Genomic DNA, 14,878 nt, shown 5'->3' with positions numbered 1-14,878 from the left:
GCTCCCACAGGTACGGTGCAAGCTTCGAGACATGCACCGTACCTGTGGGAGCGGGCGTGCCCGCGAAGCAGGCGCCACGGTTCCGTCAGTTGTCAGCAGCTTGTCGCCTGCGGCCCCCAGCTTGGTTATACTTCCCGGCTTTCCCGAATAAATGCACAGGGTCCCGCCGCGCATGGATAAGACCTACCAGCCGCACGCCATCGAAACTTCCTGGTACAACACCTGGGAGTCCGAGAACTATTTCGCCCCACAAGGTGCAGGCGAGTCCTACACCATCATGATCCCGCCGCCGAACGTGACCGGCAGCCTGCACATGGGCCACGGCTTCAACAACGCGATCATGGATGCCCTGATCCGTTTCCGCCGCATGCAAGGCCGCGACACCCTGTGGCAGCCCGGCACCGACCATGCCGGTATCGCCACCCAGATGCTGGTCGAGCGCCAGCTCGAGGCCAAGGGCCAGAACCGGCATGACCTGGGCCGCGAAAAGTTCCTGGAAAAGGTCTGGGAATGGAAGGACCAGTCGGGCGGCAACATCAGCCGACAGATCCGCCGCCTGGGCTCGTCGGTGGACTGGAGCCGCGAGCGCTTCACCATGGACGAGGGCCTGTCCGAAGCGGTCAAGGAAGCCTTCGTGCGCCTGCACGAGGACGGCCTGATCTACCGCGGCAAGCGCCTGGTCAACTGGGACACCAAGCTGCACACGGCCATCTCCGACCTCGAAGTGGAAAACCACGACGAGAAGGGCCACCTGTGGAACCTGCGCTACCCGCTGGCCGACGGCGCCAAGACCGCCGAAGGCAAGGATTACCTGGTTGTCGCCACCACCCGTCCGGAAACCCTGCTGGGTGACGCCGCCGTGGCGGTCAACCCGAACGACGAGCGCTACCAGGCGCTGATCGGCAAGTTCGTCGAACTGCCGCTGGTCGGCCGTCGCATTCCGATCATCGCCGACGATTACTGCGACCCCGAGTTCGGTACCGGTTGCGTGAAGATCACCCCGGCCCACGATTTCAACGACTACGAAGTCGGCAAGCGCCACAACCTGCCGCTGCTGAACATCTTTGACAAGAACGCCTTCGTGCTGGCCAGCGCTCAGGCCTTCAACCTCGACGGCAGCGTCAACGAGCAGGTCGACACCCGCCTGCCGGCCCAGTACGCCAACCTCGACCGCTTCGTCGCGCGTAAACAGATCGTCGCCGACCTGGACGCCCAGGGCCTGCTGGTGAGCATCGATGACCACGCCCTGAAGGTGCCGAAAGGCGACCGTTCGGGCACCGTCATCGAGCCGTGGCTGACCGACCAGTGGTACGTTTCCACCAAGCCGCTGGCAGAACCTGCCATCGCCGCCGTGGAAGATGGCCGCATCCAGTTCGTGCCCAAGCAATACGAGAACATGTACTTCTCCTGGATGCGCGACATCCAGGACTGGTGCATCAGCCGTCAGCTGTGGTGGGGCCATCGCATCCCGGCGTGGTACGACGAGGCCGGCCAGGTCTATGTCGGCCGCAACGAGGAAGAAGTGCGCGCCAAGCACAACCTGGGCGCCGACGTTGCCCTGCGCCAGGACGACGACGTGCTCGACACCTGGTTCAGTTCGGGCTTGTGGACCTTCTCCACCCTGGGCTGGCCGGAGCAGACCGAGTTCCTCAAGAAGTTCCACTCCACCGATGTGCTGGTGACCGGCTTCGACATCATCTTCTTCTGGGTTGCGCGCATGATCATGCTGACCATGCACCTGATCAAGAACGAGGACGGCACCCCGCAGGTACCGTTCAAGACCGTGTACGTGCACGGCCTGGTGCGTGACGGCCAGGGCCAGAAGATGTCCAAGTCCAAGGGCAACGTGCTGGACCCGCTGGATATCGTCGACGGCATCACCCTCGACGCGCTGCTGGAAAAACGCACCAGCGGCATGATGCAGCCAAAGCTGGCCGAGAAGATCGCCAAGCAGACCAAGGCCGAGTTCCCGGAAGGTATTGCCAGCTACGGCACCGATGCCCTGCGCTTCACCTTCTGCTCGCTGGCCTCCACCGGCCGCGACATCAAGTTCGACATGGGCCGCGTCGAAGGCTACCGCAACTTCTGCAACAAGATCTGGAACGCCGCCCGCTACGTGCTGGACAAGGGCGAGGACTGCGGCCAGAACGGCGAAGCCGTCGAGCTGTCGCTGGCCGACCGCTGGATCATCTCGCAGCTGCAGCGCACCGAAGCCGAAGTGACCCGCCAGCTGGAGCAGTTCCGCTTCGACCTGGCCAGCCAGGCACTGTATGAATTCATCTGGAACCAGTACTGCGACTGGTACCTGGAATTGTCCAAGCCGGTATTGTGGGACGAGAACGCACCGGTCGAGCGCGCCCGTGGCACCCGCCGCACCTTGGTCCGTGTGCTGGAAGTAGCACTGCGCCTGGCGCATCCGTTCATGCCGTTCATCACCGAAGAAATCTGGCAGCGCATCGCGCCGCTGGCGGGCATCAGCGGCAAGACCATCATGCTGCAGCCATGGCCAGTGGCCAATGAAAGCCGCATCGACCCGGCCGCCGAAGGCGACATCGAATGGCTCAAGGAGCTGATGGTGGGCCTGCGCAACATCCGCGCCGAGATGAACATCGGCCCGGGCAAGCCGCTGCCGCTGTTCCTGAAGAACGCCAACGCCGATGACCAGCGTCGCCTGCAGGAAAACGAAGCCCTGCTGAAGAAGCTGGCCAAGGTCGAGTCGTTCACCGTACTGGGCGATGCTGACGAAGCTCCACTGTCGGCCACAGCCCTGGTCGGTGACCTGCAGGTGCTGGTGCCGATGGCCGGGCTGATCGACAAGGATGCCGAGCTGGCGCGCCTGAACAAGGAGATCCAGCGCCTGCAAGGTGAAGTGGCACGCGTGGGCGGCAAGCTGTCCAACGCAGCCTTCGTCGACAAGGCTCCGCCTGCGGTGATCGAGAAGGAACGCGCCAAGCTGGCCGAGTCCGAACAGGCCCTGGCCAACTTCACCGAACAGCACGCGCGGATTGCTGCGCTGTAATCAAGAGTGAAGCCATAAGCGGGCTGCTTCGCAGCCCTTCGCCGGCAAGCCGGCTCCCTCAGACAGCACTACAGCTGTGGGAGCCGGCTTGCCGGCGATGCTTTTCAGGACCCAACGATGACCCAGAAACCCACCCTGCACCCACGCAACCGCCACCAGGGCCGCTACGACTTTCCCAGCCTGATCAAAGCCCTCCCCGACCTGGCGCGCTTCACCATCACCAACCCTTATGGCAAACCCAGCATCGACTTTGCCAACCCCGAAGCCGTGCGGGTTTTCAACCGGGCCCTGCTCAAGGCCCAATACGGCATCCAGCACTGGGACATCCCGGCCGACTACCTGTGCCCGCCGATCCCCGGCCGCGCCGACTACCTCCATGTCGCCGCCGACCTGTTGGCCGACGACAATGCCGGCGAGATCCCCAAGGGCGCGCAGGTTCGCGTACTGGACATCGGCGTCGGTGCCAACTGCATCTACCCGCTGCTCGGCCACAGCGACTACCGCTGGCGCTTTCTCGGTTCGGACATCGACCCGGTGGCCCTGGCCTCGGCCAAGGCCATCGTTCAGGCCAACCGCCTGGACAAGGCCATCACCCTGCGCCACCAGGCCAACCGTGCCCACATCCTCAGCGGCCTGCTGCAGGAGGACGAGCGCTTTGACCTGACCCTGTGCAACCCACCCTTCCACGCCTCGCGTGACGAAGCCACCCGCGGCAGCCAGCGCAAGTGGAAGAACCTCGGCAAGCAGGACCCCAAGCGCAAATTGCCGGTGCTGAACTTCGGTGGCCAGAACAATGAACTGTGGTGCGAAGGTGGCGAGATCCGCTTTGTCACTCAACTGGTTGGCGAAAGCGTCCAGTACGCAGAACGCGTGCTGTGGTTCACCAGCCTGGTGTCCAAGGCCAGCAACCTGCCAGGGATCGAGGCCGCGCTGAAAAAGGCCGGCGCCAAGGCCGTGCGCGTTACCGAAATGGGCCAGGGGCAGAAACAGAGCCGCATGGTTGCCTGGAGCTTCCTCGACGAGGCGGGGCGCCAGGCCTGGCACGCCGGGCGTAAACAACAGGCATGAAAAAACCGCGCCCGGGCAAGCCGGGCGCGGTTTCGTCAAAGCTTCAACAATTACTTGTTGATGGCGTCGGTCAGCACTTTGGCCGGAACGAACTTGACGACTTTCTTGGCAGCGATTTCGATGGCAGCGCCAGTCGAAGGGTTGCGGCCGGTACGGGCAGGACGCTCGGTGACTTTCAGCTTGCCGATGCCTGGCAGAGTGATTTCAGCGCCGTTTTCCAGCTGGTCGGCAACGATCTGGCCCAGTTGCTCCAGAGCGTTCTTGGCGGTGGCTTTTGGCGCGGCGATCGATTCGGCGATGTCGGCAATCAGTTGGTCTTTGGTCAATGCCATGGTGGTGTTCCTTCCCTATCAAATTCGATGGTTATGCAGCGGGCTAACGACGTTATCGGGCCAGCCCCTGAAAGTGGAGGGCCGCGCCAATCGCGTATGTAGATACGTAAATCGGCGTTTGGTTCGACACGTCGGCAGCACGTTGCCAGCAATGCGCCACATGCAGGGCGCAAGACCGCGCAAAGCTACCACAGGAACGGATAAATATCCGCTGCGCACTTCGTTTTAATGCAGGTTTTTCGGGGGTTTTCGCCTTAAACGCACAAATCTGGACAAAAAACGAACAACCGGCATTTCTGCCAACATCCGGCCACTGCATCACCTGGTGTCTGGGGTAAACTTGGCACCTTTTGCAGCCCGCCGAGAATTCCATGCCAATCCGTCATTGCATCGTTCACCTGATCGACAAAAAGCCTGATGGCAGCCCCGCCGTACTGCATGCCCGCGATTCCGAGCTGGCCGCCTCCGATGCCATCGAAAACCTGCTGGCCGACCTCAATGACAGCTACAACGCCAAGCAAGGCAAGGCCTGGGGTTTCTTTCACGGTGAGTCAGGCGCCTACCCGCTTAGCGGCTGGCTGAAGCAGTACCTGGACGAAGAAAAGGATTTCACCGCCTTCAGCCGCGTAGCCGTTGAGCACCTGCAGAAGCTGATGGAAGAGTCCAACCTGTCCACCGGCGGCCACATCCTGTTTGCCCATTACCAGCAAGGCATGACCGAGTACCTGGCGATCGCCCTGCTGCACCATAGCGAAGGCGTGGCGGTGAACGCCGAACTCGATGTGACGCCTTCGCGTCACCTTGACCTCGGGCAGTTGCACCTGGCGGCGCGCATCAACCTGTCGGAATGGCAGAACAACCAGAACTCCAGGCAGTACATCTCGTTCATCAAGGGCAAGAACGGCAAGAAAGTTTCCGACTACTTCCGCGATTTCATCGGTTGCCAGGAAGGTGTCGACGGCCCGGGCGAAACCCGCACCCTGCTCAAGGCCTTCAGTGACTTCGTCGAGAGCGAAGACCTGCCGGAGGAGGCCGCCCGCGAGAAGACCCAGACCCTGGTGGACTACGCCACCACCCAGACCAAGCTGGGCGAGCCAGTGACCCTGGAAGAGCTGTCCAGCCTGATCGACGAGGACCGGCCGAAGGCGTTCTACGACCACATCCGCAACAAGGATTACGGCCTGTCACCGGAAATTCCTGCGGACAAACGCACCCTCAACCAGTTCCGTCGCTTCACCGGACGTGCCGAAGGGCTGTCGATCAGCTTCGAAGCGCACCTGCTGGGGGACAGGGTGGAGTATGACGAAGCGGCCGGAACCTTGATCATCAAGGGACTGCCGACCGCCCTGGTGGACCAGCTGAAGCGGCGCAAGGACTGAAGGCGCTGCTAGGGCTGCCTCTTGCGAGGCGAAAGTCGAGATACAAGGAGCGGCCTTGTGTCGCCATGGCCCGCGAAGCGGCCCTAGGACGCAGAAGCGCTGCCATAGGCGGCGACCAACGCCTCCTTCGCCGACTTGCGCAGGCGCTTCACCAGCCGCTCCTGGCGCAACGCCTCGCCTTTGTCCGGCCATTGCTCAACATACACCAGCGCCTGGGCCGGGCTGGTCTTGAAATAACGTGCCCCCTGCCCTTTCTGGTGTGCCAGAAAGCGCCGTTGCGGATCATCGCTGATGCCGCAATACAGCGAACCATTGGCAGCCCTGACCAGATACACATACCAGGGTTTGCCAGCGCTGGTTTCGACGACGTCACTCACCTTTGGCCTGCTGGAACCCGCGCAAGCCCTTGAATGCCTGCAGGCGCACCTTGTTCTGCAACAACGGCGACCATCCCAGCAACACCCCGGGGATACCCAGTGCCTGCCGCGACCAGCGCCACAGATCAAACGTGTCGTCATGCTGGCAGATCAGCCCATCGCGGATCAGGAAACGCGCCTGGATATCGTTGACCACGGTGCGGCCGGTCTGGCTGAACAGGTAGGTGGCGACCCAGTGCGCGCCACCACTGCGCTCATCGGCGCGCACGCCGTCGAACGTCAGGGTGAAATCCTTGGCCCGGGTGGTGAGCATCCGCCACATGTCACCCGCGTCCTTGCCGCGCAAGGTACCGAATACCGGGTCGCTGAAGACGATATCGTCGCTGTAGCAGGCCACCATGGCCTCGGCGTCAAGGCGCTGGAAGGCCTGGTAGAAGCGGGTGATGAGTTCGCGGTTGGCGTCGCTCATGAGGGCTGGTCCGTCCTGGGGTCGAAAGCAGCACGATAATCTGCCCCACAGGCTTATACCAGTACCCGCGATGAGGCTGGTACTGGCAAGGTCCACCTTCAAACCTTCTCGCTGGCCACCTGCACATGCAAAGCCCGCCCAGCGCCCAGCCCGAACACGATGGCGCCAACCCCCAGCACGGCAAAGATCCAGCCCACGGCGGCCCAGCCCCCGCTCAGGTCATGCACCAACCCCACCGCAAACGGCCCCATCGACGCCAGGGTATAACCCACCCCTTGGGCCATGCTCGACAGGTTGGCCGCCACATGGGCGTCTTTCGAACGCAGGACGATCAAGGTCAATGCCAGGGCGAAGGTACCGCCCTGCCCCAGGCCCAGCAGTACCGCCCAGCCCCACAGCCCGGAAATCGGTGCATACAGGCAACCGAACAGGCCGGCCAGGGTAATCAGCATGACCAGCACGATCGCCAGCCGCTGGTCCTTGCCGCGCGTGGCCAACCACGGCGCACTGAGCGAACTGACCAACTGCACGATCACCGAACCCGACAGCACCAACCCCGCCTCGGTCGGGCTCAGACCCCGGCCAATCAGAATCGACGGCAACCAGCCGAACACGATGTAGGCCAGCGACGACTGCAACCCCATGTACAACGTAACCTGCCAGGCCAAGGGATCACGCCACAGACCGCGCACACGGTAGGCCACCTTGTGCAAGCCATGCCCCTGGCGTGCCTGGGGCAACCAGACCAGCATGGCCAGTAACGCCGGTACCGCCCAGAAGCCCAGCCCCAGCGGCCAACTGCCGTCGAAGTGCTGCGTCAGAGGAACGGTAGCCCCCGCTGCCATGGCTGCACCCAGGCATAGCGCCATGGTGTATACGCCGGTCAGCGTGCCGGCATGCTGCGGGAAGTCACGCTTGACGATACCCGGCAACAGCACGCCGATGATGCCGATGCTGGCCCCGGCCATCAGGCTGCCGAGGAACACGCCGATAGCACCGAAGCTACTGCGTACCACGATGCCCAGCGCCAAGCTGGCGAGGATGCCGAGGATCACCCGCTCACTGCCGAAGCGACGCGCCAGCACTGGCGCCAACGGGGCGAACAGGCCCAGGCACAGCACTGGCAAGGTGGTCAGCAAACCAGCCAGCGAGGCGTTCAGCCCCAGGCCTGCGGACACCTGGCCAAGCACCGGCGCCATGCTCGACAACGCCGGGCGCAGGTTCAGCGCCACCAGCACCAGGCCGAGCAACAGCAGCCACGGCCGCCGCAGCGGCACGGACTGTTGTTGGACCTGCTCGTCGTCAGCCTCGGCATCGATCAGCAGCTCATCGAGATCTCGCTCAGGTGGCGGGGTATTACGGGTGATGGATTCAGCCATGGCGTTCTCAGGTCAGGATTCGATGAGGGTACGGCTCAGGCGCTTGGCCCGCTCCGCGTCGCGTTGCTCGATGGCCTCGAGAATCTGCCCGTGCAGGTCGAACGTGGCCTGGCAGCGCGGAACGGTAGTCATGTTGTGCTGCAGCGCAGCAGCCACCACCCCGGAAAAGTAGCGATACAACTCGCTGAGTGCCGGGTTGTGGGCGGCATCGACCAGCCGTTGGTGGAACACCAGGTCGCAGGCCACGTAGGCCGTAACATCCCCATGAAAGTGCCCGGCACTGAGCGTCAGCGCATCACGCAAGGCCTGCAGGTCGGCATCGGTACGCCGCAGCGCGGCCAGGCCGATAGCCTCTGCTTCCAGAATGTGGCGGGTTTCACGGGCATGTTCAGGTGAGCAGCGTGCCATCGCCTGCACGGCCTGCAGCGGGTCGTGGGCCGTGCGCAAGTAACTGCCATCACCTTGGCGAATTTCCACCAGGCCGCTGAAAGCCAACACCCGCATGGCCTCACGCACGGTGTTGCGACTGATGCCCAGCTCTACAGCCAGCACCGGTTCGGTGGGCAAACGTTGGCCGATTTGCCAGTCACCCTGGAGGATGCGTTCGCGCATACGCTCGACGGCAAGTTCGACCAATGAACGCTTGGCCAATTCGCTGTTCATTTGAGTCAACCAATCATCCGATGAATTTTTGGAGATTAAAGGAAAGCCCTGCGCATGGCAATTCATCCGGCTTTTCCAACAACCTGCGCGAAAGCGGCCTGAATGATCAGCAGGTCGCTGCGCAATCCCTGGGCTAGGCAATACCCCGGCCAACCCGAGGCAGTGGAGCGATCGCAGGGCATGCCACAGGCCCCCGACTACGTGCCCGAGCTCGATGACACACCGGTCGCGGTGCGCACACGGCCAGCCAGCGCGCGAATGGATATCGATTAAATCAGGTACTGAACGGGCCGTCCCGCAGGAGCGGATGTCTCCACTCCTGCAGAACCCCGGCTCAGTTCAACGCATCGAGCAACGCCTGGTTCATTTCCGGCGTGCCAATGGTGATACGCAGGAACTGGGCAATGCGCGCTTGCTTGAAGTGGCGCACGATCACACCTTGCTCACGCAGGCGCGCAGCCAGTTGCGCCGCATCGTGTTGCGGGTGGCGGGCAAAGATGAAGTTGGCCGCCGATGGCAACACCTCGAAGCCCTTGCCAACCAGCTGCTCCACCAAGGCTTCACGGCTGTCGATTACCTTGCGGCAGGTTGCCTGGAAATAGGCCTTGTCCTCGAAAGCAGCCGCAGCACCCACGATCGCCATGCGGTCAAGCGGGTAGGAGTTGAAGCTGTTCTTGATCCGCTCCAGTGCCTCTATCAGGTCCGGGTGGCCGACTGCCAGGCCCACACGCAAACCGGCGAGCGAACGTGACTTCGACAGGGTCTGGGTCACCAGCAGGTTGTCGTAGCGGTCCACCAGGCTGATGGCCGTCTCACCGCCGAAGTCGATGTAGGCTTCGTCCACCACCACCACCGAATCGCGGTTGGCTTGCAGCAACTGCTCGATCGCCTGCAGCGGCAGCAGGCAGCCGGTCGGTGCGTTAGGGTTGGGGAAGATGATCCCGGCGTTGGGCTTGTTGTAGTCAGCAATGCGAATCTGGAACTGCTCATCCAGCGCCACCTGCTCGAACGGGATGCCATACAGGCCGCAATACACCGGGTAGAAGCTGTAGCTGACATCGGGGAACAACAACGGACCGCGAGCGTGCTGGAACAGGCCGTGGAAGATGTGCGCCAGCACCTCGTCCGAGCCGTTGCCGACGAATACCTGCGCCGGGGTCACGCCGTAGTACTCGGCCACCGCCTGCTTCAGGCGGTCACTGTTCGGGTCCGGGTACAGGCGCAGGTTGTCGTTCAGCTCGCCACGCATGGCTTCCAGCGCCTTGGGCGACGGACCATAGGGGTTCTCGTTGGTGTTCAGCTTGACCAGACGCGCCAGCTTGGGTTGCTCGCCCGGTACGTAAGGCACCAGGTCCTTGACGAAGGGGCTCCAGAATCGACTCATGCTCAGTTCCCCTTCTGTTGGGTCAGGATACGGTATTCAGCGCTGCGGGCGTGGGCGGTCAGCGACTCGCCACGGGCCAGGACCGAAGCGGTGTGACCCAGTTCGGACGCGCCCTGCTCGGAGCAGAAGATGATCGACGAACGCTTCTGGAAGTCATATACCCCCAATGGCGACGAGAACCGCGCGGTACCGGAAGTAGGCAGTACGTGGTTGGGGCCGGCGCAGTAGTCGCCGAGCGCTTCGCTGGTGTGGCGGCCCATGAAGATCGCACCCGCGTGGCGGATGTGCGGCAACCAGGCCTGCGGGTCGGCTACCGACAGCTCCAGGTGCTCTGGTGCGATGCGGTTGGCCACTTCGATGGCCTGCTGCATGTCGCGCACCTGGATCAGCGCACCACGGCCATTGATCGATTTTTCGATGATCGCGGCACGCTCCATGGTCGGCAGCAACTTGTCGATGCTGGCGGCAACACGGTCGAGGAACGCGGCATCCGGGCTGACCAGGATCGCCTGGGCGTCTTCGTCGTGCTCGGCCTGGGAGAACAGGTCCATGGCGATCCAGTCCGGGTCGGTCTGCCCGTCACATACCACGAGGATTTCCGATGGGCCGGCGATCATGTCGATGCCCACCTGGCCGAATACGTGGCGCTTGGCGGTGGCGACGTAGATGTTGCCAGGGCCGACGATCTTGTCCACCTGCGGCACGCTCTCGGTACCGTAGGCCAGCGCGGCGACGGCCTGGGCGCCACCAACGGTGAATACCCGGTCGACACCGGCGATGCAGGCTGCCGCCAGCACCAGCTCGTTGACCTCGCCACGCGGGGTCGGCACCACCATGACCACTTCGGCCACGCCGGCAACCTTGGCCGGGATGGCATTCATCAGCACCGACGACGGGTACGACGCCTTGCCGCCCGGCACGTACAGGCCGGCGCGGTCCAGCGGGGTGACCTTCTGACCGAGCACGGTGCCGTCGGCTTCGGTGTACTGCCAGGAGTCCTGCTTCTGCCGCTCGTGGTACAGGCGCACACGGTTGGCGGCCTTTTCCAGGGCTTCGCGCTGGGCCGGGGTAATACGGGTCAGGGCCAGTTCCAGGCGGTCGCGCTTGAGGATCAGGTCGTCGATCGACTTGGCATCCACACCATCGAAACGCTGGGTGAACTCCACCAGCGCCGCATCGCCGCGCTCGCGCACAGCCTTGATGATGTCGAGCACGCGTTGGTTGACCGCGTCATCGGACACACTTTCCCAGCTCAGCAGATGATCCAGATGTCGGGCGAAATCCGGATCAGCGGCGTTGAGACGGGCAATTGCAGTGGACACGGTCATGGCGAGGGCCTCGATTATTGGCGAATGCTCAGGCGCCCTAGGCTACCAGTCCATCCGCGCGGGCACCTGAGAAAAATGGCTATGACGCGGATAGACGGGCGCGACAACGAAGGCCGCGCGCAGGAGGTAGTGAGTCAACCGCGGTGTCGCGATTCGACCGCTCCGCGCAGCGTGTCGATCAGGCTCTGGATACGGGCGTGCTGCATTTTCATGGAGGCCTTGTTGACCACCAGGCGCGAGCTGATCGTGGCGATCAGTTCCTGCGGTTCCAGGCCGTTGGCACGCAGGGTGTTGCCGGTGTCGACCACGTCGATGATCTTGTCGGCGAGGTTGATCAGCGGCGCCAGCTCCATCGAGCCATACAGCTTGATGATGTCGACCTGACGACCCTGTTCGGCGTAGTAGCGCTTGGCTACGTTGACGAACTTGGTAGCCACGCGCAGACGGCCCTTGGGCTCGGGTGCGCCGACTACGCCAGCGGTCATCAGCTTGCAACGGGCAATCTGCAGGTCCAGGGGCTCGTACAGGCCCTGGCCGCCGTACTCCATCAGCACGTCCTTGCCGGCCACACCCATGTCGGCGGCACCATGCTCGACATAGGTCGGCACGTCGGTGGCACGCACGATCAGCAGGCGCACATCGTCCTGCGTGGTGGGGATGATCAGTTTGCGGCTCTTGTCCGGGTTCTCGGTCGGCACGATACCGGCTTCCGCCAGCAGCGGCAGGGTATCGTCGAGAATACGGCCTTTGGAAAGCGCGATGGTCAACATTGGAACGTCGGTCCTCAAGCGGCTACTGCCGGTCGGGCCACAAGCCCGACCGCATTCAATTCATCAGGCCCAGGCATGGAGCGGGTTGGCCGCTACCCTGCCTGGGCAGGCAGACGACTAGCCCGGTACGCGACGGATCTTCGCGCCCAGCATCTGCAGTTTTTCCTCGATGCACTCGTAACCACGGTCGATGTGGTAGATGCGGTCGATCAGCGTATCGCCTTCGGCAACCAGGGCCGACAGCACCAGGCTGGCGGAAGCGCGCAGGTCGGTGGCCATGACCGGGGCGCCCTTGAGCGCTTTCACGCCGGTCACGATCGCGGTGTTGCCTTCGACCTGGATCTGCGCGCCCATGCGGTGCATTTCGTAGACGTGCATGAAACGGTTTTCGAAGATCGTCTCGATCACGGCGCCGGTGCCTTCGGCAATGGCGTTGAGCGAGATGAACTGCGCCTGCATGTCGGTCGGGAATGCCGGGTACGGGGCGGTACGCAGGTTGACGGCTTTCGGCCGCTTGCCATGCATGTCCAGCTCGATCCAGTCTTCGCCGGTATTGATGTCGGCGCCGGCTTCCTTGAGCTTTTCCAGGACCGCTTCGAGGATGGTCGGGTCGGTGTCCTTGACCTTGACGCGGCCACCGGTCACGGCAGCGGCAACCAGGTAGGTACCGGTCTCGATACGGTCCGGCATCACCCGATAGCTGGCCGAAGCCAGGCGCTCGACGCCATCGATGACGATGGTGTCGGTACCGGCGCCCTGGATCTTGCCGCCCATGGCGTTGATGAAGTTGGCCAGGTCGACCACTTCCGGCTCGCGCGCGGCGTTCTGCAGCACGCTGCGGCCCTTGGCCAGGGCCGCGGCCATCATGATGTTCTCGGTACCAGTCACGCTGACGGTGTCGAAGAAGAAGTGCGCACCGCGCAGGCCACCTTCAGGCGCCTTGGCCTTGATGTAGCCGCCTTCCACTTCGATCTTCGCGCCCATGGCTTCGAGGCCACGGATGTGCAGGTCGACCGGCCGCGAGCCGATGGCGCAACCGCCCGGCAGGGCCACCTCGGCCTCGCCGAAGCGGGCGACCATCGGGCCCAGCACCAGGATCGAGGCGCGCATGGTTTTGACCAGTTCGTACGGTGCGACCAGGGTCTTGATGGTGCGCGGGTCGATCTCGACCGCCAGCTTTTCGTCGATCACAGGCTCGATGCCCATGCGCCCGAACAGCTCGATCATGGTAGTGATGTCGTGCAGGTGTGGCAGGTTGCCTACGGTGACCGGGCCGTCAGCCAGCAGGGTCGCCGCCAGGATCGGCAGGGCTGCGTTCTTCGCGCCCGAAATGCGGATCTCGCCATCAAGGCGAGCGCCGCCAGTAATAATCAGTTTGTCCATTGGAATCTCGCCGCCACGTTGGCTCAGGTGCGCTCAGCCCAGGCTGCGCTGCTGAAAAATTTCATGGTTACCGCATGGATGCTGCCATTGGCGATCCACGGATTCAGGTGAGCATAGATCGCCTGCTGGCGTTTGACCGGGCTCAGGCCAGCCAACTCGTCGCTGATCACGTTCAACTGGAAGTTGCAGCCTTCGCCTTCAACTTCGACCCGGGAACCCGGCAATTTCTCTTCAAGGAAGCTTTTAACTTCTACGGCCTGCATGCTCAACCTCAATCGGCGCCCGATGCGCACGGGTCGGCCATCATACAAAAAAGCCCCTCGCCTGCGAAGCCCAACGAGGGCTTCGCTGACCGAGGGGCCATCATTCCTGTCGCAGCATCAGGTTGCCAGCACTTCGTCGAGGTCATAGACCTCGGCAATTTCGCGCATGTCGTCAGGCATGTTGCGCACCTGGCAGCCCTTGCCAGCGGCCTGGGCATCACGCACGAAGGCCAGCAGCAAGGACAGGCCGACACTGGTGGAACGCTGCACCGCCGAGCAATCGAGCACCAGCTGTGCCTCGCGGCAGGCGCCGATCAGCGCCTTGCCCTGCTTGCGCAGGGCCGGCCCGCTGCGGTAGTCCAGCACACCGGCCAGGTGCAGTACGCCCGGCTCGGCCATGCTAACAGCGGCCTCACTCATTTCACGGTCTTCTCTGGCGAATTGTCGGCGGCCTGCTTGGCCTTGGCCACTTCACCGGCCCAGCCGTCGATGGTCTTGTCCAGGTCGCCGCCGTTGCGCTGCATGGCGTCGGCAAACTGGTCGCGGAACAGCTTGCCGATGTTGATGCCATTGACGATCACGTTACGCACCTTCCATTCGCCGCCGATGTTTTCCAGGGTGTACTGCACCGGGTAAACAGCACCATTGTTGCCGGTGACCTTCATGCCTACGGAGGCGCGCTTGCCATCATCGGCCTTGGCCGGGTCCACGACGATACCCTGGTTGTTGTACTCCAGCAGCGCGTTACCGTAGAACTGGAACAGGCTGCGTTTGAAGTTTTCCTGGAAGCGCTGCATCTGCTCGGGGGTGGCCTTGCGCGAGTACTTGACGGTCATGATGCTTTTGGAAATACCGTCGGCATCGACCACGGGCGCGAGGATCCGGTCGAGGGTGTCGTAGAAAGCTTGCGGGTTGGTCTTGTACTGCTCCTTGTTGGCCTTGAGCTCACCCAGCAGCTCGTTGGTGGTGCTCTGCACCACGTCGTGCGGCGACTGCGCGGCCATTGCCATCAGGGGGAAGGCCGCCAGCAGGACCAGCAGGCCACGTCGCAGGATCGAAATCAT

The 14,878-nt window shown here is 63.1% G+C and carries 15 protein-coding genes; 3 read left to right on the top strand and 12 right to left on the bottom strand.

The annotated features are described in order from the left end of the window. The first annotated feature begins 172 nt into the window (after window positions 1-172). The gene (locus QSV36_RS20755) at window positions 173-3,019 is read left to right on the top strand and encodes a valine--tRNA ligase (RefSeq protein WP_289133984.1); all 2,847 of its coding nucleotides are present in this window, start codon (window positions 173-175) and stop codon (window positions 3,017-3,019) included. 117 nt (window positions 3,020-3,136) lie between these two features. After that, entirely contained in the window at window positions 3,137-4,087 is a 951-nt protein-coding gene (gene rlmF, locus QSV36_RS20750; protein ID WP_289133982.1) for a 23S rRNA (adenine(1618)-N(6))-methyltransferase RlmF, read from the top strand. A 50-nt stretch (window positions 4,088-4,137) separates the two neighbouring features. Here rlmF and QSV36_RS20745 read toward each other — a convergent pair whose 3' ends face one another. Beyond that, entirely contained in the window at window positions 4,138-4,419 is a 282-nt protein-coding gene (locus QSV36_RS20745) for an HU family DNA-binding protein (protein WP_112250800.1), read from the bottom strand. 371 nt (window positions 4,420-4,790) lie between these two features. On the opposite strand from QSV36_RS20745, the gene yejK reads away from it, so the two are divergent. Further along, a complete protein-coding gene (gene yejK, locus QSV36_RS20740; RefSeq protein WP_289133979.1) occupies window positions 4,791-5,798 on the top strand; it encodes a nucleoid-associated protein YejK in 1,008 nt (335 codons plus the stop codon). 83 nt (window positions 5,799-5,881) lie between these two features. Here the strand turns inward: yejK and QSV36_RS20735 are convergent, their stop codons facing one another. The 11 genes from QSV36_RS20735 to QSV36_RS20685 form a co-directional block, all read right to left on the bottom strand. Then, a complete protein-coding gene (locus QSV36_RS20735) occupies window positions 5,882-6,175 on the bottom strand; it encodes a GIY-YIG nuclease family protein (protein ID WP_289133978.1) in 294 nt (97 codons plus the stop codon). Beyond that, entirely contained in the window at window positions 6,168-6,644 is a 477-nt protein-coding gene (locus QSV36_RS20730) for a nuclear transport factor 2 family protein (RefSeq protein ID WP_289133977.1), read from the bottom strand. Before QSV36_RS20730 ends, QSV36_RS20735 begins: the two co-directional genes overlap by 8 nt. Window positions 6,645-6,742: 98 nt before the next feature. Next, window positions 6,743-8,023 (bottom strand): CynX/NimT family MFS transporter, encoded by a 1,281-nt coding sequence (locus tag QSV36_RS20725; RefSeq protein WP_289133975.1) that lies wholly within the window; start codon window positions 8,021-8,023, stop codon window positions 6,743-6,745. A gap of 12 nt (window positions 8,024-8,035) precedes the next feature. Next, a complete protein-coding gene (locus QSV36_RS20720; RefSeq protein ID WP_289133973.1) occupies window positions 8,036-8,686 on the bottom strand; it encodes a FadR/GntR family transcriptional regulator in 651 nt (216 codons plus the stop codon). Between the two features lie 334 nt (window positions 8,687-9,020). Then, window positions 9,021-10,070 carry a histidinol-phosphate transaminase gene (gene hisC / locus QSV36_RS20715; RefSeq protein ID WP_289133972.1) on the bottom strand — a complete coding sequence of 350 codons (1,050 nt, stop codon included), beginning with the start codon at window positions 10,068-10,070 and terminating at the stop codon, window positions 9,021-9,023. Window positions 10,071-10,072: 2 nt separating this feature from the next. Beyond that, window positions 10,073-11,398 (bottom strand): histidinol dehydrogenase, encoded by a 1,326-nt coding sequence (gene hisD / locus QSV36_RS20710; RefSeq protein WP_289133970.1) that lies wholly within the window; start codon window positions 11,396-11,398, stop codon window positions 10,073-10,075. Between the two features lie 134 nt (window positions 11,399-11,532). Next, a complete protein-coding gene (gene hisG / locus QSV36_RS20705; RefSeq protein WP_289133968.1) occupies window positions 11,533-12,168 on the bottom strand; it encodes an ATP phosphoribosyltransferase in 636 nt (211 codons plus the stop codon). Between the two features lie 117 nt (window positions 12,169-12,285). Beyond that, complete coding sequence (gene murA, locus QSV36_RS20700) at window positions 12,286-13,551, bottom strand: UDP-N-acetylglucosamine 1-carboxyvinyltransferase (protein ID WP_225780550.1); 1,266 nt, start codon at window positions 13,549-13,551, stop codon at window positions 12,286-12,288. Between the two features lie 23 nt (window positions 13,552-13,574). After that, the gene (locus QSV36_RS20695; protein ID WP_003255121.1) at window positions 13,575-13,814 is read right to left on the bottom strand and encodes a BolA family protein; all 240 of its coding nucleotides are present in this window, start codon (window positions 13,812-13,814) and stop codon (window positions 13,575-13,577) included. Between the two features lie 117 nt (window positions 13,815-13,931). Continuing rightward, window positions 13,932-14,234, bottom strand: a complete 303-nt coding sequence (locus QSV36_RS20690) for an STAS domain-containing protein (protein WP_225780549.1) — start codon at window positions 14,232-14,234, stop codon at window positions 13,932-13,934. After that, window positions 14,231-14,878: an MlaC/ttg2D family ABC transporter substrate-binding protein gene (locus QSV36_RS20685; RefSeq protein WP_289133965.1), complete on the bottom strand. Its 648-nt coding sequence runs from the start codon at window positions 14,876-14,878 to the stop codon at window positions 14,231-14,233. Before QSV36_RS20685 ends, QSV36_RS20690 begins: the two co-directional genes overlap by 4 nt.

The sequence above is a fragment of the Pseudomonas sp. BCRC 81390 genome (assembly GCF_030341915.1).
Taxonomy (GTDB): domain Bacteria; phylum Pseudomonadota; class Gammaproteobacteria; order Pseudomonadales; family Pseudomonadaceae; genus Aquipseudomonas.
Note: the sequence above shows the minus strand (reverse complement) of the source record. Positions and strands in the feature narration are given on the sequence as shown.

What these genes read in the sequence shown, in the direction of transcription:
- hisD (WP_289133970.1), bottom strand. Translation starts at nt 11,398, where the DNA reads ATGACCGTGTCCACTGCAATTGCCCGTCTCAACGCCGCTGATCCGGAT.
- QSV36_RS20745 (WP_112250800.1), bottom strand. Translation starts at nt 4,419, where the DNA reads ATGGCATTGACCAAAGACCAACTGATTGCCGACATCGCCGAATCGATC.
- QSV36_RS20725 (WP_289133975.1), bottom strand. Translation starts at nt 8,023, where the DNA reads ATGGCTGAATCCATCACCCGTAATACCCCGCCACCTGAGCGAGATCTC.
- hisC (WP_289133972.1), bottom strand. Translation starts at nt 10,070, where the DNA reads ATGAGTCGATTCTGGAGCCCCTTCGTCAAGGACCTGGTGCCTTACGTA.
- QSV36_RS20755 (WP_289133984.1), top strand. Translation starts at nt 173, where the DNA reads ATGGATAAGACCTACCAGCCGCACGCCATCGAAACTTCCTGGTACAAC.
- QSV36_RS20695 (WP_003255121.1), bottom strand. Translation starts at nt 13,814, where the DNA reads ATGCAGGCCGTAGAAGTTAAAAGCTTCCTTGAAGAGAAATTGCCGGGT.
- murA (WP_225780550.1), bottom strand. Translation starts at nt 13,551, where the DNA reads ATGGACAAACTGATTATTACTGGCGGCGCTCGCCTTGATGGCGAGATC.
- QSV36_RS20720 (WP_289133973.1), bottom strand. Translation starts at nt 8,686, where the DNA reads ATGAACAGCGAATTGGCCAAGCGTTCATTGGTCGAACTTGCCGTCGAG.
- QSV36_RS20685 (WP_289133965.1), bottom strand. Translation starts at nt 14,878, where the DNA reads ATGATTTCGATCCTGCGACGTGGCCTGCTGGTCCTGCTGGCGGCCTTC.
- hisG (WP_289133968.1), bottom strand. Translation starts at nt 12,168, where the DNA reads ATGTTGACCATCGCGCTTTCCAAAGGCCGTATTCTCGACGATACCCTG.
- rlmF (WP_289133982.1), top strand. Translation starts at nt 3,137, where the DNA reads ATGACCCAGAAACCCACCCTGCACCCACGCAACCGCCACCAGGGCCGC.
- QSV36_RS20690 (WP_225780549.1), bottom strand. Translation starts at nt 14,234, where the DNA reads ATGAGTGAGGCCGCTGTTAGCATGGCCGAGCCGGGCGTACTGCACCTG.
- QSV36_RS20730 (WP_289133977.1), bottom strand. Translation starts at nt 6,644, where the DNA reads ATGAGCGACGCCAACCGCGAACTCATCACCCGCTTCTACCAGGCCTTC.
- yejK (WP_289133979.1), top strand. Translation starts at nt 4,791, where the DNA reads ATGCCAATCCGTCATTGCATCGTTCACCTGATCGACAAAAAGCCTGAT.